This window comes from Colwellia sp. 12G3 (genome assembly GCF_002836775.1).
GTDB lineage: Bacteria > Pseudomonadota > Gammaproteobacteria > Enterobacterales > Alteromonadaceae > Colwellia.
In genome coordinates, this window is the sequence record NZ_PJAQ01000066.1 from 227,081 (window position 1) to 253,456 (window position 26,376).

Annotated in this window: 20 protein-coding genes; 12 read left to right on the plus strand and 8 right to left on the minus strand. The window is 38.3% G+C overall.

Features of this window, described 5'->3' with window-relative positions:
* Positions 1-187: 187 nt before the first annotated feature.
* Entirely contained in the window at positions 188-3,202 is a 3,015-nt protein-coding gene (locus tag CXF71_RS15340; protein ID WP_101233820.1) for an ATP-binding protein, read from the minus strand.
* Positions 3,203-3,510: 308 nt separating this feature from the next.
* On the opposite strand from CXF71_RS15340, the gene selD reads away from it, so the two are divergent.
* The 3 genes from selD to CXF71_RS21705 are packed head-to-tail and all read left to right on the plus strand — an operon-like array spanning position 3,511 to position 5,842.
* Positions 3,511-4,542, plus strand: a complete 1,032-nt coding sequence (gene selD / locus CXF71_RS15345) for a selenide, water dikinase SelD (protein WP_101233821.1) — start codon at positions 3,511-3,513, stop codon at positions 4,540-4,542.
* Complete coding sequence (gene mnmH, locus CXF71_RS15350) at positions 4,542-5,696, plus strand: tRNA 2-selenouridine(34) synthase MnmH (protein ID WP_101233822.1); 1,155 nt, start codon at positions 4,542-4,544, stop codon at positions 5,694-5,696. The genes selD and mnmH overlap by 1 nt, the downstream gene beginning before the upstream one ends.
* Positions 5,666-5,842 carry an isochorismatase family protein gene (locus CXF71_RS21705; protein WP_101233823.1) on the plus strand — a complete coding sequence of 59 codons (177 nt, stop codon included), beginning with the start codon at positions 5,666-5,668 and terminating at the stop codon, positions 5,840-5,842. Before mnmH ends, CXF71_RS21705 begins: the two co-directional genes overlap by 31 nt.
* Before the next feature lie 300 nt (positions 5,843-6,142).
* On the opposite strand, the gene CXF71_RS15360 is transcribed toward CXF71_RS21705, so the two are convergent.
* On the minus strand, positions 6,143-6,421 hold the full coding sequence (locus CXF71_RS15360) for a hypothetical protein (protein ID WP_101233824.1): 279 nt from the start codon (positions 6,419-6,421) through the stop codon (positions 6,143-6,145).
* Positions 6,422-6,664: 243 nt separating this feature from the next.
* Between CXF71_RS15360 and CXF71_RS15365 the strand changes: the two genes are divergently transcribed.
* The 7 genes from CXF71_RS15365 to CXF71_RS15395 all read left to right on the plus strand — a co-directional run bounded on the left by CXF71_RS15365 (position 6,665) and on the right by CXF71_RS15395 (position 16,557).
* Positions 6,665-7,921, plus strand: a complete 1,257-nt coding sequence (locus CXF71_RS15365; protein ID WP_101233825.1) for an efflux RND transporter periplasmic adaptor subunit — start codon at positions 6,665-6,667, stop codon at positions 7,919-7,921.
* Positions 7,922-8,023: 102 nt separating this feature from the next.
* Positions 8,024-8,755 carry an ABC transporter ATP-binding protein gene (locus CXF71_RS15370; protein WP_101233826.1) on the plus strand — a complete coding sequence of 244 codons (732 nt, stop codon included), beginning with the start codon at positions 8,024-8,026 and terminating at the stop codon, positions 8,753-8,755.
* Between the two features lie 16 nt (positions 8,756-8,771).
* Positions 8,772-11,195, plus strand: a complete 2,424-nt coding sequence (locus CXF71_RS15375; RefSeq protein WP_101233827.1) for an FtsX-like permease family protein — start codon at positions 8,772-8,774, stop codon at positions 11,193-11,195.
* A gap of 169 nt (positions 11,196-11,364) precedes the next feature.
* Positions 11,365-12,765, plus strand: a complete 1,401-nt coding sequence (locus CXF71_RS15380) for a sigma-54-dependent transcriptional regulator (RefSeq protein WP_101233828.1) — start codon at positions 11,365-11,367, stop codon at positions 12,763-12,765.
* Positions 12,752-14,140: a sensor histidine kinase gene (locus CXF71_RS15385; protein WP_101233829.1), complete on the plus strand. Its 1,389-nt coding sequence runs from the start codon at positions 12,752-12,754 to the stop codon at positions 14,138-14,140. The genes CXF71_RS15380 and CXF71_RS15385 overlap by 14 nt, the downstream gene beginning before the upstream one ends.
* 307 nt (positions 14,141-14,447) lie before the next feature.
* Positions 14,448-15,647 carry a collagenase gene (locus tag CXF71_RS21835; RefSeq protein WP_101233830.1) on the plus strand — a complete coding sequence of 400 codons (1,200 nt, stop codon included), beginning with the start codon at positions 14,448-14,450 and terminating at the stop codon, positions 15,645-15,647.
* A gap of 79 nt (positions 15,648-15,726) precedes the next feature.
* The gene (locus CXF71_RS15395; RefSeq protein WP_101233831.1) at positions 15,727-16,557 is read left to right on the plus strand and encodes a hypothetical protein; all 831 of its coding nucleotides are present in this window, start codon (positions 15,727-15,729) and stop codon (positions 16,555-16,557) included.
* A gap of 310 nt (positions 16,558-16,867) precedes the next feature.
* Here CXF71_RS15395 and CXF71_RS15400 read toward each other — a convergent pair whose 3' ends face one another.
* The gene (locus CXF71_RS15400; protein WP_101233832.1) at positions 16,868-17,221 is read right to left on the minus strand and encodes a DUF3718 domain-containing protein; all 354 of its coding nucleotides are present in this window, start codon (positions 17,219-17,221) and stop codon (positions 16,868-16,870) included.
* A gap of 619 nt (positions 17,222-17,840) precedes the next feature.
* On the opposite strand from CXF71_RS15400, the gene CXF71_RS15405 reads away from it, so the two are divergent.
* A complete protein-coding gene (locus CXF71_RS15405) occupies positions 17,841-18,452 on the plus strand; it encodes a 3'-5' exonuclease (RefSeq protein ID WP_101233833.1) in 612 nt (203 codons plus the stop codon).
* 133 nt (positions 18,453-18,585) lie between these two features.
* Here the strand turns inward: CXF71_RS15405 and CXF71_RS21840 are convergent, their stop codons facing one another.
* The 5 genes from CXF71_RS21840 to CXF71_RS15430 all read right to left on the minus strand — a co-directional run bounded on the left by CXF71_RS21840 (position 18,586) and on the right by CXF71_RS15430 (position 25,435).
* Positions 18,586-20,958, minus strand: a complete 2,373-nt coding sequence (locus tag CXF71_RS21840) for a S8 family serine peptidase (RefSeq protein ID WP_101233834.1) — start codon at positions 20,956-20,958, stop codon at positions 18,586-18,588.
* A 694-nt stretch (positions 20,959-21,652) separates the two neighbouring features.
* A complete protein-coding gene (locus CXF71_RS15415; protein WP_101233835.1) occupies positions 21,653-22,156 on the minus strand; it encodes a hypothetical protein in 504 nt (167 codons plus the stop codon).
* A gap of 97 nt (positions 22,157-22,253) precedes the next feature.
* Positions 22,254-23,312 (minus strand): M35 family metallo-endopeptidase, encoded by a 1,059-nt coding sequence (locus CXF71_RS15420; protein ID WP_101233836.1) that lies wholly within the window; start codon positions 23,310-23,312, stop codon positions 22,254-22,256.
* Between the two features lie 459 nt (positions 23,313-23,771).
* On the minus strand, positions 23,772-24,320 hold the full coding sequence (locus tag CXF71_RS15425) for a TrmH family RNA methyltransferase (RefSeq protein ID WP_101233837.1): 549 nt from the start codon (positions 24,318-24,320) through the stop codon (positions 23,772-23,774).
* Positions 24,321-24,523: 203 nt separating this feature from the next.
* Positions 24,524-25,435, minus strand: coding sequence for a LysR family transcriptional regulator (locus CXF71_RS15430; protein WP_101233838.1), 912 nt, complete (start codon positions 25,433-25,435; stop codon positions 24,524-24,526).
* A 172-nt stretch (positions 25,436-25,607) separates the two neighbouring features.
* On the opposite strand from CXF71_RS15430, the gene CXF71_RS15435 reads away from it, so the two are divergent.
* Positions 25,608-26,294, plus strand: coding sequence for a type 1 glutamine amidotransferase domain-containing protein (locus CXF71_RS15435; RefSeq protein ID WP_101233839.1), 687 nt, complete (start codon positions 25,608-25,610; stop codon positions 26,292-26,294).
* The last annotated feature ends 82 nt before the right edge of the window (positions 26,295-26,376 follow it).

Here is a 26,376-nt window from a genome sequence, read left to right on the forward strand (position 1 = left end):
TTGCAAGTCAAATAACAGAGCATTGTCCAAATTGACAACTAAGTGCATTGCCGACGTTGTCGTTTGTTTAACTAACGGACGGACGCTTCTCGCTACCTTTTGACCAATCAACCGTATGATCAGGTTAATACCAATACCCTCACTTGCAAGCTCAGATATGAATTACTAGAGTTAGTTGGCATTATACCTAATCAGGTGTTGAGTCTTCTTGTGCCATTTTCTGCTGGTATTGTTTTGGCGTGCAATGATAACTTTCTTTAAAGCATCGGCCAAAGTAGGTTTGTGAAGAAAAACCTACATCTAAGGCAATACGGCCTATTTGTGAACCACTCATCAGTAATTCTCGTGCCTTTTTCAAACGAAACTCTTTGATGAAGTTATTAGGTGTTGTACCGAGTATCACTTTAATTTTTCGTTGTAATTGCCGCTCACTCACCGCGAGTTCTTTTGCCAGTAATGATATATCTAGCTCAGGCTCGGTGTAGTGTTTAGCAATAAGCGCTTCGAGTTTATGCAAAAATTTATCTTCTAGGCTACTTTGTTCGACTGTCTCTTGCGTTAATTTTGCCACATTTTTCTGACTGGTTGTTTTTCTCTCTGCTTTTTGATCATCGTTAAATTGTTGTAAATAGCGTTTTTGTAACTGCTTCCTATTAGCTATTAAGTTTTGAATTCTTGTTAATAATTCATGTTGGTTGAAAGGTTTACTTAAATATTCATCAGCATTGAGTTTGAGGCCCTGTAACCTGCTTTCGAGATCAGATCTTGCGGTAAGTAGTATCACTGGAATATGCGCGGTCATTTCGTCTTGCTTTAGTTGTGTTAATACTTCAAAACCATCAATGCCAGTTAACATTAAATCGCAAACAATTAAGTCGGGGATATATTCTTGCGCTAATTGTAGGCCAAGTTCACCACTACCTGCCAGAATGCAATGATGCTGTTGCTCTATAACTTGTTTTATATGACTTTGCATATCGAGATTATCTTCGATTACTAACACGACTTGCTGTGAATGGTTCGTTTGATTACTTGTTGCAGAGCGCTGTTCTGTTAGTAATGAGGTGACTTCATTCTCGGAGATACTGATCGCTATTTCTGTTTCAATATCCTTTGCTGATGCTCGGGGTATTGACAGGCTAAACTTACTGCCATGACCCTGTTCACTTACTAAGGTTATGCGCCAGCCATGCGCTTTTACGAGTTCATTAACAAGTGATAAACCAATGCCAACACCGAAGGTAGCATGGTTTTTTACATCGTCTGCTCGTTGAAAACGTTCAAAAATTTTAGTTTGAGAATCTTTATTAATACCTATGCCTGAGTCGATAATATCTACAATAAGGGTGTCTTGCTCTGCATAAGCATTTACTTGAACAGAGCCGCCTTTAGGTGTGTACTTTATTGCATTGGCAAGTAAATTAAATATAATTTTTTCAAAAGCTTGTCCATCACAATCTAACCACAAATCGTCAGGAATATTACTGCTAAAAGTTAAATGACTTTGTGATGCTAAGCGAGAAAAAGAATCAACAGGCATCATCATTAATGTTTTTAAGCGGTAAGTGCTCAGCGACAGTTGTGGGTTGTCACTTAAACGTGAAAGCTCTAACAGTTGCTCAACCATACGTACTAGCCGTAAGCCATTACGTTTGGCTGTTGTTAATTCTTCACTTTCAAGTTCATCGGATGTTTTGGTTATGTATCTATCTATGATGCCATTTATGATGGTTAGCGGTGTTCTAAACTCATGTGAAATGTTTGCGATGAATTTATCTTTTAATTCTAAGGCTTGCTTTTCAGCATGCTTTCTTACCGATAAGTTAATGAACGTTATGACAATAAGTGGCACTTTAGCCCGTTCAGCAAATTGTAACTCTGCTTGTGCTGGAAATTCGGTGCCGTCTGAACGCAGTGAGATACATTCAACAGAAATGCCCAAACTTTTACGTTGTAATGAATAGACATTACTTTGGAAGTCAAAAAAGAAGTGCATCTCGTCTTTTTCTGCAAATAAACTACTCACAGATATGCCTTTTAATTCTTGTTCAAGACTTTGAAACATCTGCACTGCTGCAGGATTAGCGGATAATATTTCCCCCTTGATAGAGGTAGTTAATATGGCATTATTTGAGGCGCTGACTATCGCTTTGTCTTCACTATTGATCAACGCATCTGCTAAGTCAGTATTTAGACTATTAAGCTGTTGGTGGCTGTTTTTTTCTGTGAGTAAATTTTTCTTGAGCTTATTAGTGTAACCACGACGCGTAATAGCAATGCTGGATAGCAATATAGAGCCAATAAGTAGCCAAAATAAAATGATAATAGATTGTAGGTTTGAATTAACACTGTAAAACAATTTCTGCTCGTAACCATATAAATGAAATGCAGTTGGTATGGTCATAAGCAGTAAAATTGATAGTTCTGGGCTGTTTTCCTTCTCAATAGGCTTAGGTAATTCTCTTGCTATTAAGGTGATATTAGCCGTGAGTATTAATAAAAAATAGGGTAGTAAAGAAATAAGCTGAAGATAATAGCTGTTGGCGCTAATTAACGTTGAGTTATTATCAAGATAAGCGCTTGCATGGCCTATCAGTAAAAAGCTTGCGCTCAAAGAAAGTAATGCAAACGTATACCGCCAGAAATTATGCTTACAGCTGTATAAACACCACATTAATTTAACAAGAATCAGTGCATTGATTAGTAAATGAAATAGTAAGGAGGGCTTAGATGTTTGGTATATTTCCTCCGAAAATTCAGCAGGTAAAAGAATTAAATAACAAAAGCAAATTAGCGTGAAAAATACCGCGGGTACTCGTCCATTAATATATTTGCTTAGCGGTAAATTACTTAAATGAGGATTGGTCTCTATCGCCAATAAAATAAAGAAATAAATAAAGAGTGAAGCAAAATCTTGATATAGCTGTTGGCTAATGCTTGCTGGCGTGCCATTTAATATTTTACTCGCTACTACTACGAGTGTTGCTAACAGTAGGTATTGCCAAAATAATTTAAATGAGCGAGACGTCTTTTTTTTATAACAAAAAAATAAAAATATACTACTGATAATTTGTACTGAAGATAGGGCAACGTTAGAAATGATGTCCGAAGAAATGGCTAGCCAACTAGCAACCAAGTGGTTAGGGATAAAGATGATCAGGCCAGTTAAGGCTAATATTAATTGTCTAATAGCTTTGTGCAATGGTTATTCCTACTTGGTGTTCATTAGTTATTATAATTTAAGCCATTCAATCCTTTTAAATAACGCCCTTACTGTAATCTATATTAACACTTTGCTTACATCAAGTTACTAAGTCCATCTAATCCCCTAATAATGTAGTTTTTTATTGAATCGCTAAGGCAGCGTAGCAATAAACTTAATTGTCTTGGTTTGGCTGACATTTTTTGATGGTTTACATCAATACCAACAACTAAATGGTAATCCACAGGTGTAACAGGGGAGCTATTGCTGTAAATTAGCTACTTGCTTACTCTTTTATACGAATCACCATGACACCAATTCGCTTGACCCAATACTCACACGGCGCAGGCTGTGGCTGTAAAATTTCTCCATCGGTACTTGATGTGATGCTTAAATCATCACTTGCTTTACCTGTAAATGACGCACTTTTAGTGGGTAATAGCACGAAAGACGATGCGGCCGTTTTTGATATTGGTAATGATCAAGCCGTGATCTCCACCACAGATTTTTTTATGCCTATTGTCGATGATCCTACTGACTTTGGTAAGATTGCCGCCTGTAATGCCATTAGTGATGTTTATGCCATGGGCGGAAAGCCACTAATGGCGATAGCTATTTTGGGCTGGCCAGTTAATCTTTTAGCGCCAGAAATAGCTCAGCAAGTACTTGATGGCGCTCGAGCTATCTGTGCTGAGGCAGGGATCCCGTTGGCGGGTGGTCATTCCATTGATGCGCCAGAGCCTATTTTTGGCTTGGCGGTTACTGGCTTAATTAATACTACGGATATTAAGCGAAATAATACTGCTGGTGTTGGCGACCTTTTGTATTTAACTAAGCCGTTAGGTATTGGTATTTTAACCACGGCTGAAAAACAAGGGAAACTATTACCTGAACACGCGAAAATAGCGCCACAAGTAATGAAAACTCTAAATGTTATAGGACAAAAGTTTGCCGCACTTGAGTCGGTTACTGCTATGACTGATGTTACTGGCTTTGCACTATTAGGCCACCTATTAGAGGTGTGTCAAGGCAGTGATGTTGCTGCTGTTATCGATTTTAAACAAGTTCCGACTCTTGATTTTGTTCATGACTATATCGACCAAGGTTGTGTGCCAGGTGGTTGTGAGCGAAACTTTGCCAGTTATGGCGAACATGTGGGGCCGTTAAGCGCTAAACAAAAAATAATTTTGTGCGACCCTCAAACCAGTGGCGGTTTACTTGTGGCAGTCAAACCAGCAGGTAAAGAAGCTTTTGAAGCGTTATGCCAAGATAATGGTCTGAGCCTGCAACCTATTGGCGCGCTTGTTGCCCCAACGTCGCCAACAGTGAGTTTATTATAATGAGCATAGATAGCTCAGGAAATAATACCTCTGGAAAAAACACTTCAGCAACAGATCGAATCGACAGCAGCGATTTTCGCAGCATCATTCGTAATAAAATCCCTTTAATGGATGTACGCGCACCCATTGAATTTGAAAAAGGGGCTTTTGAACAGTCGATTAATCAGCCATTAATGAACAATGATGAACGAGAACAAGTAGGTCTTTGTTATAAAAACAAAGGGCAAGCGGCCGCCATCACGTTGGGAAATTCGCTCGTTTCAGGGCAGAGTAAAGCCAGTCGAATGGCACAATGGCAAGACTTTGTACGGGAAAACCCACAGGGTTATTTATATTGTTTTCGAGGTGGTCTACGCTCACAAACGGTGCAGCGCTGGTTAAAGGAATCAGGACTTAACTACCCACTGATTACTGGGGGCTATAAAGCACTACGCCAGTTTTTATTGAACGAACTGGAGCAATTAGCGTTACATCCATTTACTATTTTAGCCGGTAATACCGGCTGTGGAAAAACGCCTTTTCTAGCTCATTGCACTAACAGTTTAGATTTAGAAGGAGCTGCGGGGCATCGCGGTTCGAGTTTTGGTGGTTTTGTTAGTACACAATCAAATCAAATAACTTTTGAAAATAAACTGGCTGAGCAATACATTCGGGGTAACTATTCATTAGATCAACGATTGATCTTAGAAGATGAGGGGAGGCAAATTGGTAGCGTTCATTTACCTGAAAGTTTACGAAACGCTATGACATTAGCACCACTCGTGGTGATTGAAGAAAGCTTAGATTATCGACTTGAGCAGATTTACCAAGAATATATCATCAAAATGACCGGCCAATACCAAGCTGCTTATGGCATTGAACAGGGCTTTCTTGCCTTTAGCGAGTATCTCAAGCAAGGTTTATTCAAAGTACGAAAACGTCTTGGCACCGAACGTTATGGTCAATTAAACGAAATACAGAGTGCGGCCTTAATTCATCAAAGAAATAGTCAGCAACAAAATGGTCAATTACACTATCATTTCGATTGGCTAAAACCCTTGCTTAGCGAATACTATGATCCTATGTATCAATACCAGTTAGGGCTAAAGGCTGAAAGAATTGTTTTTCGTGGCAATAACGCACAATGTTTAGCTTATTTACAGCAAATACAGTAGTTGCTGAAATTGAATCCAGTGTTACGCCAAATGTAAATGAACCTGTGATTATAAAGCATCAAATAAATCATTTTATTGATACCACATTAGAACAAACTTTGGTTGAATTAGGGATTGATAGTTTAATTATTGACTCGCCTAAATAGAATATACACAGCATAAATTTACCGGAGAACAATTGGTGGCGGCTGACTTATTATCACTGTCATTTGGCGGCGCGGATATTACTGACACCAAGCAATGCTTACAAAAAAAGAGTTAATCAATTACAGATTAATAGAAGATAAAATAAGGTTAGTGGTTATGAGTGAAAAAATCACTAACCACTAACAATCTCTTGTTGCCCACTCCATGGTTAATTGTTTTACCTTAGAGATCCACTAATTCAGCAATGGCAAGGTAGTTGATACTTAAGTGAATAAACGTTTGTATCTTACTGATTTTTATTAAGCTAGATTATTGTTTAGTTGCGATTTAGTCATGATCTCTTCATACATCACTAGACCTGCTTTTATCAGCGAGGCATATTCAGGATGGCGCGTTACAATAGCCAATATCTGATGAGTCTCTTCTAGTACTTGTCCTAGGTATTCTAAGTCCTTTTTGTCGAGTACCGCACCGTTATCAACCCTTTCTTTAAGCGCTAGCATTTGTGGATAGCGCTCATGTTCAAAACGTTTGAGAATTACCTCGATAACGCCCTGATCTTTCGTTTCTAAATCCATGCTACACCCTATTGAATTACCGTTACCGTAGAGTATGGACATAAAAATTATTATTTCAAATAAGCTTTGTATCGAAAATGCGACTTACGGCAATAAAAACTGTGTCGTAATTGACACACCCCATCATCTACTCAATAATCGCGTTTAAATAAAATAGATTATAATCATGTGTTTATGGTTTTTTTTGTTCTGGCACAAGACTTGTAATAAGTAATCATCGCATTAACAAAGATAAGATGATTCATGGATATACAAAGACAAGCTGTGCAAAAACCACTTTGGAAAAAACACTGGTATGTTTTACCTCTTGTTATTCTACTTATGGGCACTTATTCATTAAGAAATGTTTTAGGCAATGCTTCTTACTTTATTGAAAGAAATACGGTTGTTATTGCTAAGGTTGAGCAGGGCGACTTTCGGGTGAATGTGCGCGCAACAGGCGTGTTAAAACCGCTAAATATTCGTTGGGTCTCATCTCAAGTCTCTGGTAGAGCAGAACAGGTTTTTGTTAAAGCTGGCGCGAAAGTCAATAAAGGTGATGTGCTAGTACAATTATCTAACCCTGAATTACATCGTAATTTAGAAAAAGCACGTTGGGAGCTAGAAGCAAAAAAAGCAGAAAGTCATGTTGCCTTTGTGATGCTAGAGTCTCAGATGGTTGATTTAGAAAATTCAGTATTGTCTGCAGATTATAGCTATCAATCTGCGAAACTAAAATTAGATGCCGAAACCGCATTATTAGCCCAAGGTAACGCAACAGTTTCAGCACTTGAATATCAACGCAGTCAATTAACTGTTAAGCAGCAAATGCAATATTGGCACGCTCAACAACAGAAAGCTGAAAAAATGAAAGCAAATATGGCAGCAACAAAAATTGCACAGCAAGCCCGTATTGGCTTAGTTGAAAATAATTATCAACGCGTTAAAGAGCAAGTTGCAGCATTGCAAGTGAAGGCATCAACCTCTGGTGTGGTTCAACAGGTATCACTAGAACTCGGTGAACGTGCTCAAGTAGGGGATAGTGTTGCTTTAGTGGCAGATCAAAATACCTTGTTTGCAGAATTACAGGTTCAAGAGGTGAGAGTAAGGGATATTGCCCTAGGCCAATTAGTGACCATTGATACGCGCACCAGCGAAATTGTTGGTGAAGTGATACGCATCGATCCTGCGGTAAAAGCAGGCATGGTGTTAGTTGATGTCAAATTAACCAGTGATTTACCAACGGAAGCCCGCCCTGAATTAACGGTTGATGGCTTAATTACTATTAGCCATATTGAAAATGCTTTGTATGTAAAACGTCCAGTATATGCACCAAGACATACAAAAACAGGTTTGTATAAATTAAGCGTAGATCAGCAATTTGCCAGTAAACACTTGGTTGCTTTAGGACAGAGTTCGGTGAATAAAATTCAAATTATTGATGGCTTGCTGGTTGGTGATGAAATTATTATTTCTGATACCTCAAGCTGGCAAGAGCATCAAGAAATAAAGATTAATTAACCGTAGCTATTAAATAGTTACTCAATAAATCGTTACTTATACTCACATTTAATAAATTAAAGTCAGCAAAAACTTACTTGCTGATACGATATGGAAATAATTATGACTGCACTCATCACCTTAAACAATATTAGTAAAACATTCTTAACTGAAGAAATAGAGACACGCGCCTTAAACAACATTAACCTGGTGATTAATAAAGGTGAATATATTTCCTTAAGTGGTCAGTCAGGTTGCGGGAAATCAACCCTGTTATCGCTATTAGGGCTACTAGATTCGCCAAGTGCTGGTCATTATCATTTAGGCGAAGCGGATGTATCTTCTTTAACGCGAAATCAACGAGCTAAAATACGAAGTGAACAAATAGGTTTTGTTTTTCAATCCTTTAATTTAATTTCTGATCTCACTGTTTTTGAAAATGTGATGTTACCATTGACCTATCAATCAGGTTTATCAAAAGCTGAAATAGTCGAAAAAGTTGAAAGTGTATTAGCTAAAGTGGATATGGCTCACCGAAAAAGCCACTATCCTTCACAACTTTCTGGTGGTCAACAACAGCGTGTCGCCGTTGCTAGGGCCTTAGTGAATGACCCCGCGATAATTTTGGCCGATGAACCAACAGGTAACTTAGATTCGAAAAATGCTGAAGCGGTATTACAACTCTTTGACCAACTTCATCAAGAAGGCGCAACTATTTGCATGGTAACCCATGATGCAGCGTCAGCGAAAAGAGCGAGTCGTTGTTTAGAAATGTTTGATGGACAATTGATCAAAGACAATATCAATCATGACCGTCAAACAATCCTTAAACCAGTTGTATTGGCTGCGGGCTGAGCTTAGGAGAATTATCATGTCGATGTTAATAGATATTAAATATGCTTTTCGTTTGTTATTCAAAGCGCCTAAATTCACCGCGATGACCTTAGGTGTATTAATAGGTGGATTATCGATTAGTTTGTTCACTTTTTCATTTTTGTACTCGGTAATGTATAAAACATTACCTTTACCTGAGGGGGGGAGTGCCAAAGCCATAGCGATATATTTTGATGATAAATATCGCTATATTACTGGTTTTGAATACCAAAATGTAAAAGATAAATTAGAACATTTTGATGAGTTTGGGATTTATAATAGTCAAGATATAAGACTGAGTGTTGGGGAATCAGGTAAAAACTATCTTGGTAGCTTAGTGCGACAGGGGTTCTTTGAATTTAGTCGAACTTCTCCCATTATTGGCCGAACGATTCAAGCAGCAGACACTAGTGAAGGAGCAAGTCCTGTAGCCTTAATTAGTTATGAACTTTGGCAAGAAGAATTGCACGGCGATGAAGACGTTTTAGATAAAACGATGATCTTTAATGGTGTAATCACTCAAATTATTGGTGTTATGCCGCAAGGGTATTTTTTCCCAAATTCTTCAAAGATTTGGCTACCGTTAAAGGATAAATTATTAACGATGACGCCAGAGGTTAGTGGAAGATATTATTCTTATGCTCGCTTGAAAGAAGGCTCTACTGTTGAACAAGCAGGATTAGAGCTAGGGCAAGCGGTTAATCAAATTTATCAGCAACATGTTAAGTTGTATAATCTTCCTAAATTAGTAAAAACCGCTAGAGTGCTAACTTTTCAGATGGCACAAACAGGTGACGAAGGAAACATTGCTTTTACCTTTTTAAATGCAGTTTCTTGGCTTATCTTATTATTAGCCTGTATTAATGTTGGTAATTTGTTATTAGCGCGTACTATTGAACGCCAAAAAGAAACAGCAATTCGTGCAGCACTTGGTGCAACAACATCACGACTCGTTAGCCAATTAATGTGGGAAGGTATTATTATTTCGACTATTGGTGGTGTTTTGTCATTATTATTAGTGGGGGCTGCGTTGGATTACACTGAAATCCTGCTGCATTCCTGGTTGCCTAATGGCGGTTCATTTTGGTGGCATTGGGGCATGGATTTACCCACGTTATTAATGGGTATTGCCTTTACAGTAGTAACCATATTATTGTCGGCCTTTTTACCAGCATGGCGCTCAGCTGGGCAAGACATTAATACTACTTTACGCGATGGTACCCGTGGTGCTCAAAGTAAAAAAGCAGGACGAATTTCGAGAATACTGGTGACCGCACAAGTCTTTTTAGTGGCGACCTTAATGCTAATTGGCTCTGTTTCTGGCTATATATCATATAAATTTATCAACCTAGAAATGGGCGATAATTACACTGATGTGATGACAGCAAGGATGTCTATTCCTGAAAATAAATACCCTGAGCTAGCTCAGCAATTAGCATTATTCACCTCGTTAAAAGAAAGAATTAAACAGCATCCTCAGATTGTGAATGTTGTGGCAAACAATTGGCTAGGTCAATCAACCGTAACTTTGGATGGAAGAGATTATGCTTCAGAAGAGAGTAAACCTAAAATTGATACCATTTCGGTTATCGGTGATATGGAAACTGTAGGTGTTAATTTGGTTGCGGGTAGGGGATTTAGCCACCTTGATAAGTTAGGTCAACGTAAAACGGCATTGATAAGCCAATCAATGGCTAAGCGATATTGGCCAGGAGAGTCCCCCTTAGAGAAAAGTTTTCAGATAGACGTTGATGATAAAAGCGAAAAAGTTTTTGTGGTGGGTGTTGTTACTGACCGTATGAATCCATCAACACTTTTTAGTCGCTTAGACAGTGCAGATGAAATTTATCTATCAGGATTACAATTTATCAGTAGTTTTCAAATTGTTTATTACCGTATTGTGCCAAATACACCTAACGCGGAAGAAATTTTCTATCAAGCAATGTTTGATACTGACCGCTCTATTGAAATGACTTATTCAGTGCAGTTAGCCAGTAAAAATAGAAATATGATGCGAGATTCAATGCGCTTAATGTCAAACGTAACCTTTGGTACAGGCTTTTTTGCTTTATTATTAGCCATGGTTGGTATTTACGGTTTAACCGCAAACTCTGTAGCTCAGCGAACTCATGAAATAGGTATTAGGCGTGCTGTTGGTGCTAGTGATAGACACATTACTATGATGTTTTTAAAGCAGGGTGCTCGACAGTTAGTTATTGGCCTGGGATTAGCGGTCGCACTATTTGCGTTACTCGCTTTTGGCTTTCATCAATTTACTGAAGAACTGTTTCCCGTGTTTTTCTACTTTGGTATTGCTCTAACTGTTGTTGTTGGACTATCTGCGACGGTTATGCTTGCTATGTATACACCAACCAAACGTGCCGTTAAAATGGAACCGAGTATAGCACTACGTTACGAGTAAATTTTCAACTAAGCTAACCGATAACATTAATATCGTATCGGTTAGCTTTTTAGATCTTATCTTTTTAAGATAATAAACCTTCTAACTATCTAATTCTTGTTCCTTTCTTTACTATTATCTAAAGTGAAGAGCTAACCTCGACAACTTAACTACTTATGAATAGGCGCTTGTGAATAAAAAAATACTTATCGCCGATGATGATATGAATATCATTGCCAGTTTAAAATTTGTTTTAGCCGACGAAGGCTTTGATATTTTAGCTGTCACTACGCCACAAGCAGCTTTAGATAATTTAAAAACTCAAAGTGTTGATTTAATTCTACTTGATATGAATTTTCAGCAAGATACGACATCAGGCGCTGAAGGCGTTCAATTAGTTGAAGCAATCACTGCACTTGAGCTTAATATTCCTATTATTGTGATGACGGGTTGGGCGACCATTGATATAGCGGTTGAAGCTATGCAAGCGGGCGCTAAAGACTTTATTCAAAAGCCTTGGAAAAATGAACGCATGCTCAGCGCAATTGATAATCAATTAGCGTTAGCAAAATTAGATAAAAAAGCGCAACGACTCAGTCAGCAAAATCAGCTGCTCACCTCACAAGCCCACCCAGGAAGTCGAGCAGGCATCATTGCCCAATCACAATCTATGCAAGCACTCTTATCAACCCTTGATGACTTAGCAAAAAGTGATATGAGCATTTTATTAACCGGTGATAATGGTACTGGTAAAAGCATGCTTGCGGCGTATGTACATAGTGTTTCTGCCCGAAAAAAACATTCATTTGTACCCGTTAATATGGGCGCAATACCTGAATCACTGTTTGAAAGTGAAATGTTCGGCCATGTAAAAGGAGCGTTTACTGATGCCAAAGAAAGCCGTATTGGCCGCTTTGAAATGGCTGAGCAAGGCACCTTATTTTTAGATGAACTTGCCAATATCCCTTTTGCTCAACAAGCTAAATTGTTGCATGTGCTCGAGGCGCAACAATTTGAGGCGGTGGGTAGTAGTAAATCATTGCATGCTGATGTCCGTATTATTTCGGCAACTAACAGTGACTTATTGGCTGATATTAAAAATAATAGTTTTAGGCAAGATCTGTATTACCGGTTAAATACTATTGAATTAAGAGTACCATCATTAAGTGAACGCGTTGAAGATATCCCCGCGCTCGCTGCGCATTTTTTACTATCTTTTAGTACTAAGTATCATCGGGCTTGTCCTACACTCTCTGAGCAAGCCATTACAGCAATGCAGGAATATAACTGGCCGGGCAATATTCGTGAACTTAGCCATATGATGGAGCGGGTACTTTTTACCTGTAAAAAAGACAGTATTGATACTGCTGAGTTGATGTTAACTGGCGCTAATGATGATGTCGGTAACAATAACAATAACAATAATGCTGAATCTTTGGAAGATCCTACCTTAAGCTTGGATGAAATAGAAAAAAAAGCGCTGATAAAACGGCTAAAGTTTCATCATGGAAATGCCACCGAAACCGCTAAGTCTTTAGGTTTAAGCCGAAGTGGTTATTATCGACGTTTGAGTAAATATGAACTGGATTAAAGCACGTTGGCAATTATTCTTGGGTAAGTCAAAAACTCAACGCAGCCATAACCAACACCAATTATTACTGTTGGTGTGTATACCGTGTTTTGTCATCACAGCCATCGCGCTTTTCTTAACACCTATGTCAGGCTATTTAATTGCCTTTATTCTTATTGTTTTATTTCTGCTGTGCAGTTTTGTCATGGTGGCGAGTAGACAAAATTCACAGTATCAAATCCGCACGTTATCTAACTTAATCGAATCGATGATTGATGGTGACTACACGCTAAGAGGGCGATTACAAACCAATCAAGCGTTTCAAGAACTACTCAATTCAGTTAATATTTTAGCGGACACTTTATCGAAACATAAAATTGAAGCCAAAGAATCACGTTTGTTATTAGAACGTATCATGGAACAAATGGATGCCATGGTCTTAGCAACCGACGAACAAGGCTTTGTCGTTATGGCGAATGCTTCGGCACATAAACTTGTCTTGGGAGAGGTCGACAATAGAAGCAATGTCGGCAAAGTTCAATTATCGACTTTACCTATTGGTGCTGAAATTATTAGCGCCAATGCGGGCATTATTGATTTTAAAGAAGGGCCAATTACCGGTGAACATTTTTTATCGAAAGAATCTTTTTTAAGTGATGGTAAACAGCATCAACTTTATACCCTGACGAATGCCGAACGTTTATTGATGGAGAAAGAGCGTAAAGCTTGGCAGAGCCTGCTTAGGGTATTAAGTCATGAAATGAATAATTCATTAACCCCTATTGTTGCCATTAGTCAATCAATGCAAAAAAAATTACAAAGGGCCGATAGCGAAATAGTTAAAGCGCCGTTACTTGAGGGTATAAACATTATTAATGAACGGGCTGATTCGTTAAGCCAGTTTATTGCCAGTTATAGTCAACTATCTCAGTTACCCCAACCCAATAAAACATCCTTTAAATTGGCGGTAATGGTTGAAAAATTGGCAACACTTTATCCTTTGTGCCAAGTATATTGTCACCTAGATCCCGAATTATTAATTGAAGCGGATAAAAGTCAGCTTGAACAAGTGCTGATAAATTTATTTAAAAATGCGGTTGAAGCCATGAGTAATGCCGATGAAAAAATCATTGAGATTAACAGTTCGCAAGAAGGCCATTGGCAACACATTAGTATTCGAGATTTGGGTACGGGCATCGCTAATTTAGCTAATGTCTTTGTGCCATTTTACACAACAAAACCTCAAGGCAGTGGTATTGGTTTAGCACTATGCCGACAAATTTTATTTAATCATAACGGCTCGATTACAATAGATAATTACCAAGATACTCATCAGGGTACCCATCAGGTTAAGCAAGGTGTTGAGGTGGTTTTATCTCTACCTTATGTTGCGTAATAGTATCGCTCTACAGATGATTTTTTAATTTTATTACCACCACTTGAACATAAAATTCCAGCACTAAGCTGGTTTTTTACCTCTGATATTATTTCCTTTTATTATCGTTTTTTTGCATTTTGTTACCCTGTTCTTCAACAATATCCCGTCTACATTATCAATCATTATTTAACGATATAACACAAAGAGCTTAATATATTGTATACATTATCCTTTTCGTGGTGTATAAAATGAACAGGCAAGGATATGCAAACAGCTAAAAATAAACTCTACATGGATGTGATAATAAAAATAAACCGGAGATAACATGACGAGTAAAATACAAAAGTTCTTGCCATCATTATTGGCTACTTCACTAATATTAATCGCTAATTCGGCAACCGCTGGAAAGCCCACTGAAGAAAGTTTGTTACCACTAACACATACCTGCAGCAGTACATTAAAATTTCGAGCTCAAGATATGACCACAGATCAATTTAGTGATTCTTGTGCTCAGGTTGGCGTTGAAGAAGGATATTTTCATTCAAGATTAGAGACTAATGAACTAGCGGTTTCTAATGACTTAAATGAAGATTTACTGATGGTGATCTTTGATGATTATACCCAATACAATCGTTATGCGGGTCGACTTTACGGTATAAATACCAATAATGGTGGTATGTACATCGAAGGCGATGCAACTGATGCTAATAATCAGGCTGCTTTTTATGCTCACGAAGCCGATTGGTTACGCCCTGAATTTCATATCTGGAATTTAAAGCATGAATATGTGCATTATTTAGATGGTCGTTTTAATTTAAAAGGCAACTTTTCTGATTACCCAACGACAACTGTTTGGTGGTCTGAAGGCTTAGGCGAATATATATCATTAGAAAATTCAAACGATGAAGCTATCGCATTGGTTAATACTAATGGTGGCAACCGCAGCTTAGATGAGGTCTTTAATACCAGTTACAGTAATACCTCGGACGAAATATACCGTTGGGGGTATTTAGGCGTACGTTTCATGTTCGAAAATTACATGAATGATGTTCGTACTATTAGAGCATCAACAAGAAGTGGTGACTGGACTAATTATCAAGCTACCTTAAATGCAGCAGGTGCAACATATGAGCAAGAATGGCAAAACTGGCTAGTAGATTTAGCGGGCGGCACTACAACTGAGCCACCTATTGATCCACCAACTGAACCACCTACAGAGCCAACATCTGAGGTATTATTAGCGCAATCTATTAATGGCGATAGAAGAAGTTGGAGCTACTTTGAAGTGTCGCCACAATCGGCTGGCTCTTTAGTTGTGAGCATTTCTGGCGGTACTGGTGATGCGGATTTATTTGTTAAAGTGGGCAGTAATCCAAGTACAAGTTCATACGATTGTCGTCCATATCAATCAGGTAATGATGAAACTTGCCAACTTGATGTAACCGGATCTGACACCATTTATATCGGTGTATATGGCTATAGAGCTTATGCAAATATTAATTTGAGCGCGACTGCTTCTTATTAATTGATCGGTATTAGCATTGATTAACCATTATTCATTTTGTGCTGAATAATGGTTTTTTTAATAATTACAGGAGGTTTTGATGATTTATCGTCTATTACTGTTAGTTACTTTTATGATTAGCCCAACCTCGGTTAGTGCTAGTTCCCTCGAACAAATTAAAAAATATAATCAAGAATACAGTCAGCAATTAAAACAATATTTAAATGCTGAAAGTGAAGATCATACGCTGATTAGAAATGTTGAGCATCAATACTTACATGGCCAGGGTATTGTTTTTTCAATTGAAAGTAATTTCTCCCAAGTAGAAGAATATTTGTCTGAGCAAAATAAAGACACATTAAGCAATGACCTAGATGCGCTAGTGGAAAAGAAGCCCACAAGTAACAGCCATCTTGAACTGAATGAATTACGCCTGCAGGCGAAAAATTCAGCGCACTATGAGTTTTCACTAAGTAAAAAGATAAAGTCACTGAAAAACAAGAGTAAACAGGCTAGTTCAGAAGAAGAACAAAATAATATTGATAAGATATTACGCAAGGCTCAAGATGAAATGAGGCAGGTTGTTGCACAAAGAAAAGTGCTAGCTGAGTTAATGAGTAATAAGCGTATGGAAGCAGCCATGCATACTGAAAATTCAGTATCTGCGCCTGAAGTATCAAACGCTGACAATGATGTTAGTCAGTTGCAACAAAAGCTTTTATTTAAGAGTATGAAGCTGCTATGTGTAAATGACAACTTTGTTGAAGCATTAACGAGTGGGGAGAATATTAACCTTATATTGAAAGGCAATGATGAGGCGAATCAATTAGCGCTTGTTACTGTCATTTCTCGAGCTACATTAGTGCAGTGTTATCAACAACAAATAGAGGCGAACGAGGCTATTAAAGTCAGTACTCAATATCACTATTAGTGGTGATATTGTCAGGTGTTTTCATTGCGAGTTAAACTCGGCTTTGATGGATTACTAACCCGTAATTAAACTATTTTATTACAGGTGAAGTCAGCAGTTCTTCTGGCCTGAAACGACAATAAACCTTGTTAAGAACGTGCTAGTTGGGAAGTTTTTAAGGGGCGTGGGTCAACTATTATGAGCGACTTTTACTCATGTCGTGGATAATAAGTACGGGTAAACAATTATATTTTAATAATATATGGGGTAAAACTAAGCACTTATTCTGTGTATGAAAAAACATAATAAGTGCTATTGTTTACTCGCATAATTATGACTCTGTAAAGGTCACATTGATTTTATCAGTAACGGCTACATCAGTAATACTAACGTCACCAATACTTTTTTGTAGTTGAGCCGCAGTTTTCGTTGCGCCATTTTTTTCAGCAAACGTAATAATATCATCACCATTACACATCACTTTTAAGGCAACAGTTTTACCTTGTAAACGGTAAGATTTTAGTGCTGAATTCAATTTGAATACTTTATTGCTTTGAGCTGCTTTACATACATCAACTAATGCAGTGTCCATAAATGACGTAGTAGTTGCTTGGCTTGGTAAGCTGAATGCTAATGCAGGAACAGCTGTAACTAATGCGATAAGAGTTGTTTTAATTGTAGTCATGGTATTCTCCAAATGTTTTAGTTTACGAAACATTATTGCTTCGCTCATATTTAAAATTATTTTTCTTCTTTGTGATTAGACTGTTACAAGTGCTGTGCCACTCTTGAATACTATTTTATTTCATTGATAAATAAGGTTTTTGTTTCACGGTGGAATAAATTACATTATCAGGATATTATATGTCATGCGATTAAGTGGTTTAATTGACCACAGTGATGGCTAAATTAACCATGGGGGTAAGTTACTACAAATGAAGTTATGTTAAAGTGTTTGATGGTGTAATATTGGGTGTTTAAATGTTTTCGTTACCGGTCTCTTTGAGCCGGCGTTGACTTAAGTAGACCTAAAGCGGAACTGATAGCTAATGTCTCCTCTGGGCACTGAAAATCAAAAAAACATCTAAAAAGCAAAAGTTTCCTGTGATAGTGAGGGGATCAGTTCCTTTTAGCTGATATCATCCCCTTAACTACAAGGAAGTACCGAGAATAAAGTACCAAGAGTAAGTGATCGGCAGTAACAAACTAAGCTAGTCACGTTAAAGTCCTTAATAACGACTATTAATTTATATCTCATCAAAACTAATCCATAACTAATCGATCACTAAGCTGTCACTAATTTTATGAATGCAAACTCTTTAATAATTCTCGATTTTGAAACAACAGGTCTTTCACCCGATAATGGCGATAGAGCCATTGAGATAGGCGCGGTAAAACTTGAAAATGGTGTGGTAACTGAGCGCTTTCAAGAGTTGATGTATCCGGGTCGACCCGTCAGTTATTTTATTGCCGATTACACTGGCATCACCAATGAAATGCTTAGTAAAGCAGCACCATGTGATGAAGTGATGCTGCGTTTTGCCGACTTTATTCAAGGGCAAAACCTCGTCGCTCATAATGCCTCGTTTGATAAACGTTTTTTAGACAGTGAGCTAAAGCGCATATCGTCAGGTTATGATGGTCAGTTCGCTTGTTCGTTATTACTCTCTCGTCGATTATATCAAAGCGCACCGAATCATAAGTTAGGCACATTGATTAACTATAAAGGCATTGCCTCAAATGGCAGTTTCCATAGAGCGTTATACGATTCTGAAATGACGGCAAAACTCTGGTTAGCCATGTTAGATGATATTCAGCACGAAGCGGGTATTGATGCAGTACCTTTCTCATTGATCCAAAAGTTAACTAAAGCAACTAAAGCGAATGTTGGTAAGGTTTTAGCTAGTTGTCGTTAAATCGTTATTCTCAGCATACTGAAGCGCTATTAATTGCTAGTATTTATTTTTTAGCTACTTCAATATAAAGAAAACCCGATGCAAGTTGCCTTGTATCGGGTTTTTAGTTTGACTTACTAAGTCATGATTTTACTTATGGGTTATAAGTTACGTCTAAGCTAACACCGCTTGCTGCAGAGTAACCGTAAACACCTATATGCCAAGTATCAGCTACTGGATTAGTAAATGCACAGGCTTCAGTGTTGCCACTTTTGTACGGACGACAGTCATAAGTTGATGAAGTAGGTTGAGAGCCACGTCTAATATACATATCCGCATCACCCGTACCGCCACTCATAGCAAAATCTAATGTTGCCATGCCTGCAGGAACGTCAATGGTGTAGTATGTCCAAGCTCTTCGAGCAACGCTAATATCTGTTACTGAAGCACTGCCACCAGTAGCGCCGCCACCCGTAGTCGGCTCAGTGAAACTACCTGTTAAGCTAACACCGGTAAATGCTGAGTAAGCAATCACTTTAACATGGTAAGTACCCGCTTGAGCGCTAGCGATTGGGCAGCTTTCTATGTTGCCACCTTTATAAGGACGACAATCATAGCTAGTACTTGTTGGTGCTGAGCCAAATTTAACGTAAAGATCAGCATCACCTGTACCATCAGCCATAGCAAAGTTTAACTCAGTGGCACCAGCAGGAACTTCCATAGTAAAGCTAAGTTCTGTGCTTGAGCCAAGATTAGTTTTCGCTACACCATTAGTAAGGGTATTGCCTGTTGGTGGTGGAGGAGGAGTTGTACCGCCGCCACAACTCGCTGCTAACGCATCAGACGCTGCTTTTGCTTGTACTAAGCCAAAACCTGTTTTGTCATCACGACCTGCTGCACCTAAATCAACCGCAGTATTTTTTAATGCACTACGTACATCGTCGGCAGTACAGTTCGGGTTATTGCTCCATACCAATGCGGCAACACCAGTTACATGAGGCGTAGCCATAGAAGTACCATTGTAATAGGCATAATCTTGCGAGCCATTAACGGTTAAGCTAGCGTTAGTTCCTAATTGAGTCATTAGTTGTTGACCTAATGCACGGCTAACAGAAACGGTTGGCACGGTTACATCTGTATTTGCATCAACTAAGAAAGGATTTTGTAAGCCAGGTCGAGTACTGTCACTATAAACGATAACAGCAGAGGCGCCGGCATCAGCACACGCTTTCGCAGGGTTGATTTCAGGGTAGTTACTACCCTTTTGGTTATCATTACGCTCAGCTAAACAAATGTTGCCATTGACGTTTGAACAGCTGTAGCTGCTACCTGAAATGGTACAGCTTGATAATACGCCATTGGCAGCACCATCAACATTGCTAACAACGAAGTTACCAGCACTTTGTATGTAATGCGTTTGAGGAACGACACTGTCATTACCATAAGTTGTTGAACCGACAGTAATAAAACCTAAACGACCGTCACCAGCAACTGTTGATAAAATAGCTTCACCAGGTGCAGATACTTCAACTTGACTCGTATATTGTGAAAATTCAGCATGTTGGTTATTGCTGTCTAAAGCGCCAACAGCCATTACCACGTCGTAAGACGCTGGATATGAGAGAGTAGCGTCACCATCATTACCAGAAGCGGCAATTAATAATACGCCAGTATCGGCAGCAGCTTGTAATGCATTTTTTTCAGTAACACTTGAACCTGCACCACCTAAACTCATATTAACAACTTTAGCGCCATTGCTTACACAAGTATCCACTGCGTCAGATAAGTCACCAGAGTAACCCCAACCTGCTTCGTTAAATACTTTAACAATATGAAGGTTAACGTTAGTGCTTGGTAAAATACCGACAACACCTTCGCTGTTATTTACGCCAGCAATAGTACCTGCTACGTGCGTTCCGTGAGAACCACCGTTTTGATACCAGTTACCTGTACCTGAGTTATTCGTACCCGATGCATTATTTGCATTTAAATCAGGGTTAGATTGTTCGTAACCTGAGTCAATAATACACACTGTCATGTTCGATGCATCAGTGTCTGTTAATTGATCAGATTGAGTTTTTGATATGCCCCAAGGTTGGTTTTGCGCCATTAAAAAACGTTGATAATCTGGTTCAATCGATACAACAGAAGGGTGTTTGCGTAGTTTCTCAATGAATTTTTCAACATCTTTTACCGAATGCATTTCATCAAGCGCGATTACGTGGCTATTATTTTTTAATATTTTAACGTGCTTTAAATTTAAGCCGATTTTTTTAGCTAGACCTGGAGGAACCGTCTTACCTTGCTTCTTGTCTTTAAAGGTAATAATTAATCTGTCAGTGTAATCAGTACGTGCAAGTTTTTGCTCTGCTCGCCACTGTGCAAAATTTAACGTTGAAGATTGTGCCGCAGTCACTTTGTTTACTTTATTAAGTTGCGCCTGAGGTGCTGCATTACTCGCGGCACTAGTCACGGCTAAAACTGATAAGGCTATGGTACTTAGTACAAGCTTGTTATTATTTTTCATCTGATATTGACTCCATCATTTGTGTTTAACGTTTATTACAGCAGCCCTATGACTAATGTTTTACGTATTATTTTTATGAGGTAGTTTAAGACTTTAGCAAAAACCAACGTTTATCAGATTGAATCTTTAGGCACTATTTAACTAGTAAATTACCGACAGGTTTTAACAAAAAACCGACGTTTGTTTATGCGAAACTGTTGAAAATAGGAGGCTGGCTGTGTTTTGTCGCTTTTATCTGAAAAACTGTCATGCTTTTTATGAAGGACGTTTACTCATAAATATACTCGTTCCTCTTGAAGATGCAGGTTTCAGCTGGAATTATAAACGCCTTTAGGCAAGGCATTGATTGAAGAGAATAGTTATTCTATTGTCGAAATCAATAACGCAGCATAAAGCGTTTATAAACCAGCCCTTTGGGGAAGCCTGAGCAAAACATACTCATCGTTACATTTGTTTTTAAGGACGCTACATGGATGGTGTTGTTAGAGAATGCAGGAGCACATTCTCCTGAGTGACCCTTAACAAAAAAATGTGCCTTGATTATGATTCGCTCAAGTTTCCTGAAACGAGCATCTTCAAGTGGAGCGGGTATAATAGCGATTTGAGTAATCATCATTTCTAATTGACTTTATAAAAAGTAACAAGGTTTAAAGGTGGCGTTTTCTACTAAGCGAACCGTATTTCGCTTAATTTTTTATTTGGACACTTTAATGCTGAGCTGGTTAGTTGAACATTGGTTTGTTAAAGACACTTCATGGTGCAGGTAATGCCAATTTTTTGGGGCTAACTGAACGGTATATTCGCCCGGCGTTATTGAATAGGCTTGTGTTAAATCAAGTGTTATTTCTACTTTGTCTTTCGCTGAGAATACTAAATAATCTTCAATAGACGGGCTAGAACGTTTTACCATCATGCCGTTATAAACTAACAGCTCACCGACATGATCTTTAATGATAAATAAATCGGATAAAAAACCTTCAAACGGGGTATACCAGCTTAAGAGCTGTAATTTATGTTCAGTTAAGTTTGTTACGGTAAAGGTAAGATAAACACCGTGACTTAACTTTTGCTCTACGGATGCTGATATTTCGCATCGAAAAGGCTCAACACCTACAGTTTTAATATCCACAGGTGTATGTCCTTCGACTGAATGAGTAATAAAAATGAATAAAATGATAGCAAAAAATGATTTTTTCAAAAGCTTCTCGTTGGCTAAAGAACAAAAATCCAGACAAAGAGTTTTATCTGGATTTTCTATTATAGCTTATTTATTTTTCAGTTTTATTCATAAGTCATTAATTTTGATTTGGCGTATTTTCCGCAAAATATTCATGACTATCCGCATTGTTTAACGCTTGATCAGGATCTGAATTCGCTAAGCTCTGTGCACCAGATTGGCCATAAACAACATCATCTGTACCAGCAACGGCATTAAAATGACTTAACTCATGAATAATTGTGCCAGCTCTAGAGTCAGTACCTAATTCATTAGCACTCCAAAAAGCGTTACACATATAAACTTTATAAGGTTGATTTGGGTAAACATAGGCAAAGTACGATTTTTTACAACTACAGTCAAACGTAATTGGCTTAGTATCTATCGCATCATTTATCGCATCAAAGTGGGCAACGGCAGTGTTGTAGCGAGCAGATGTCGCATTACCAAACCAAGTGTCGTAACGTGAAGACGTATTATTTGCTGAATGAGCATTTAAGTATGAAACAGAGCTATTTGCTATTTGGTCTGCAGCACCTAAAGCACTAATAAGTTCAGTTTTTTGTCCTGCACTACAGCGACCAGTAAAACAAGTTCCACCGATACAGTCACTAGAAGTTCCACCGCCAGGTTTACCTTTGTTCGCTGTTGTTCCCTTTGATTCAAAACCTTCTAAATAAATATAAGCAGCATTTGATTGCAGTTTTTCAGCTTTCTTTTGCTGGCCTTTATTGCTAAACAAATGGAACGAAGTAACGTCATAAGCGACTTCATAATTACCCGCTTCACTCATATCGTATAAAGACGTTAACTCAAATGTTTGACTTAATGACTCACCAGATTTCAATTTGATAAAATCTTTTTCCACCGGAGCATGGCGTTTATAGTGTGGTCCAAAGAATTCTACTTCAACACCATCTCTCATAATTTTGAAAATATGCTCTTCGTCTAGGTCCGTATACCAACCTAATATTTTTTGCTGACCGTTACCGTTATTAGTAATCGTTAGCGTTGCATTTACGTCGCCATTCGCCATATTAGCAACATTAACTTGAACATCTAATTGGGGTTTGGCTGCGCTAACGTGTAACGATACAGCCGTTACTAAAATCATTATACATCGTAAAAAAACTTTCATAGATATGCACCTTTTTGTCAGGCCAATTATCGTAGCCTTTGTTATTTTTATTACGTAACTAGTTTTATCAACAAAAATATTGATAGTTAAACAATAAGTTTTTTAAAAATAGTTTCTAGTATAGAAGCGTCAAAAACTGTTAAAAACACGACAGGATCATCTATTTATTGAAAATATGCAGAGGTTCGAGGGGGGGAACTATTAACCTGTGCTAAAACTGGGGGCTATTCGCTTGCGCGTGTTAGGATTAACTCCTTTAAAATTCAATGCTTTGGAAGGGGTTAGGGGAGGGGAGCAAGTTCTTTATTATTTTATAAATGCATATTTACTTAAGCTAGGCAGAAATCATTCGTCTGCCATTATTGCCTGTCATTATTGAGAGTGACATAGTGAGCAGTCATCAGCGCTGTTATATAGCGGTAATAAGGCCTGCTGAAAACACCACTCTTTTATAAAGTATTAAGCTTGAGTCGATTTTCTAATTTGATTAGCGCATTCGGCCAAAACAATCGCACCAGCGGTGGAAACATTCAACGAGTTACCCATACCAAACATCGGAATATGTATTTGTTGATGACTTAATTTTAATGCTTCTTCACTGACGCCTTTTCTTTCATTACCCAATACTAATACCGATTTAGCAGGATAAGTAACGTTAGTGTAATCGACCGACGCATGGCATAGCTCTACACTGTAAACCGAATAACCGTCATCCAATAAGGTTTGCAAGCTTGATGTCGTGCTATCACTGTATTCAACGCAAACCCATTTAGCTTCATTTCTAGAGGCTTTTTTCATCTTTTTATCTGAAATAGTTAGCGCGCCACAGACAATGACTTTTTCGATAGCAAAAGCATCAGCCAAGCGAATAAAAGCACCAATATTGTAGCTATTAGTAACATTATCTAATACCACAATTAAAGGGATCTTGGGCTTAGCTAAGTATTCATCTCTATTTGGCTTGTCTTTTCTAAGGTCTTCTTTGCTCATTTGTATTTTTGAATGCATTATTTTTACTCTAATTACTTACGACTGTTACTTGCTACTGTTTTATTGGGTAATGTTGCAACCTTGCCTTTGATTTTACCCTTTCTTACTAGCCACATTTTCTGCGCTGATTACGGCTTGGTGATAAGCCGAGGATTGTGCGACTTTATCCAGTGAAGATCAAATGAATGTTTAGGGGATAAGTTAAAAATTTCTAACGTTAGCTAGGGCGTTTTTATACTCATTTGGCTGGTAAAATACTCTTTCAAAAAATTAAGCAATAGCCTCAATTTTTTCGAATTGGCAGTGCCAGGCGGAAAAACACCATAAACATTTATGTCGTTAAAGGTATAGTCATCAAGCACTGTTTCTAAGGTACCGGCTTGTATTTTTGGCCAAGCATCATAAGTAGGAATGCGGGCTAAGCCATGGCCAGCTTCAACAAACGCGGTACGAGCCGCAGCATTATTAGTACTAATGCTGCCTTGGGTAGCAATACTAAATGATCGGCTGCCTTTCTTTAAAGTTAATACCCCTGAAGTCAATTTGTAGATCACCCATTGGTGCTCAGCTAAATCAGCAGGTTTAGTGGGGCGTCCATATTGAAGAAAGTACTCGGGAGCACCACAGAGACAGGTTTTTAGCGTGGCTAGTTTACTTGCTTGCAAACCAGAGTCAGGTAATGGCGCTCCGCGGATCGCCAAATCGATGCCTTCCTTCATGATATTAACCACTTCATCAGTCAGCATGACATCTAGCTCAATTTTAGGATAAATTTTCTTAAACTCATTCAGTGCTGGTACAACCGTCTGTAAGCCAACATTTACTGGACAGGTTATTTTGAGTAAGCCGATGGGCTCATTTTTGAAGTTTTCGATTTGTTGATTAGCGGCACTGGCTTGCTCGGCAATAACACGACAGCGTTCATAATAGGCTTGGCCAGCTTCCGTGAGGTTAATAGAACGGGTAGACCGGTTAAGAAGCTTAACATCGAGTTGTGCTTCAAGTTTTTTCAGGTGATAACTAACTACTGCTCTAGAGAGTCCTAAATGTTTCGCTGCCGCGCTTAAGCTGCCTTGTTCAATGACTTGAGCAAAAACAACCATACTCTTGAGTCGTTCAAATGAAACATTCATGCACTAACCTATTAATGAAAATATACGTCTAGCGTCATTGTATCAATTATTAATACAATGTTGTCAATTTTATCTGCATTGTTCATGTTGAGTTCTAGTCCTATACTGCGTGCATAGAAAATTAAAAAGCACTTAAACGCACTTACTTATATTAATAAATGGATGAATGATAATGACTAAAAAAATATTAATGGTACTTACTTCACACGACGAACTTGGCAACACAGGCAAAAAAACAGGCTTTTGGGTTGAAGAGTTTGCAGCCCCTTATTACGCTTTTATTGATGCAGGTGTTGAAGTAACTTTGGCAACACCAAAAGGCGGACAAGCGCCAATTGACCCAACAAGCACATTAACAGATTTCCAAACTGCGGCCACTGACCGTTATGACGCTGATGCTACCGCACAAGCTAAAATCGCTACTACAGTATTGCTATCTTCAGTTAACGAAAGTGATTTTGATGGCGTGTTCTATCCGGGTGGTCATGGTCCATTATGGGATCTTACTGATAATACTGACTCAATCGCTTTGATTGAAAACTTTCTTAATGCCGGTAAAGCTGTAGCGACAGTGTGTCATGCCAGTGCCGCTTTATTAAATGTAAAACAAGCCTCTGGCGACTTTGCTGTTAAAGGTAAAGCAGTAACTGGTTTTACTAACAGCGAAGAAGAAGCGGTGCAATTAACAGAAATAGTGCCATTTTTAGTTGAAGATGAACTAATTAAACGTGGCGGCGAATATCAAAAAGCTGAAGACTGGCATGCCTTTGCAATACAAGACGGTCTTATTATTACCGGTCAAAATCCAGCAAGCTCAGCATTAGCTGCTGAAAAATTACTGGCCCATCTTTCAGCGTAGATACCAGAATAGTTAACCAGAATAGTAAACTAGTGTAGCTAACCCGTTTACTCACTAGTTGGCTCATTTGTTATAGAAAAAT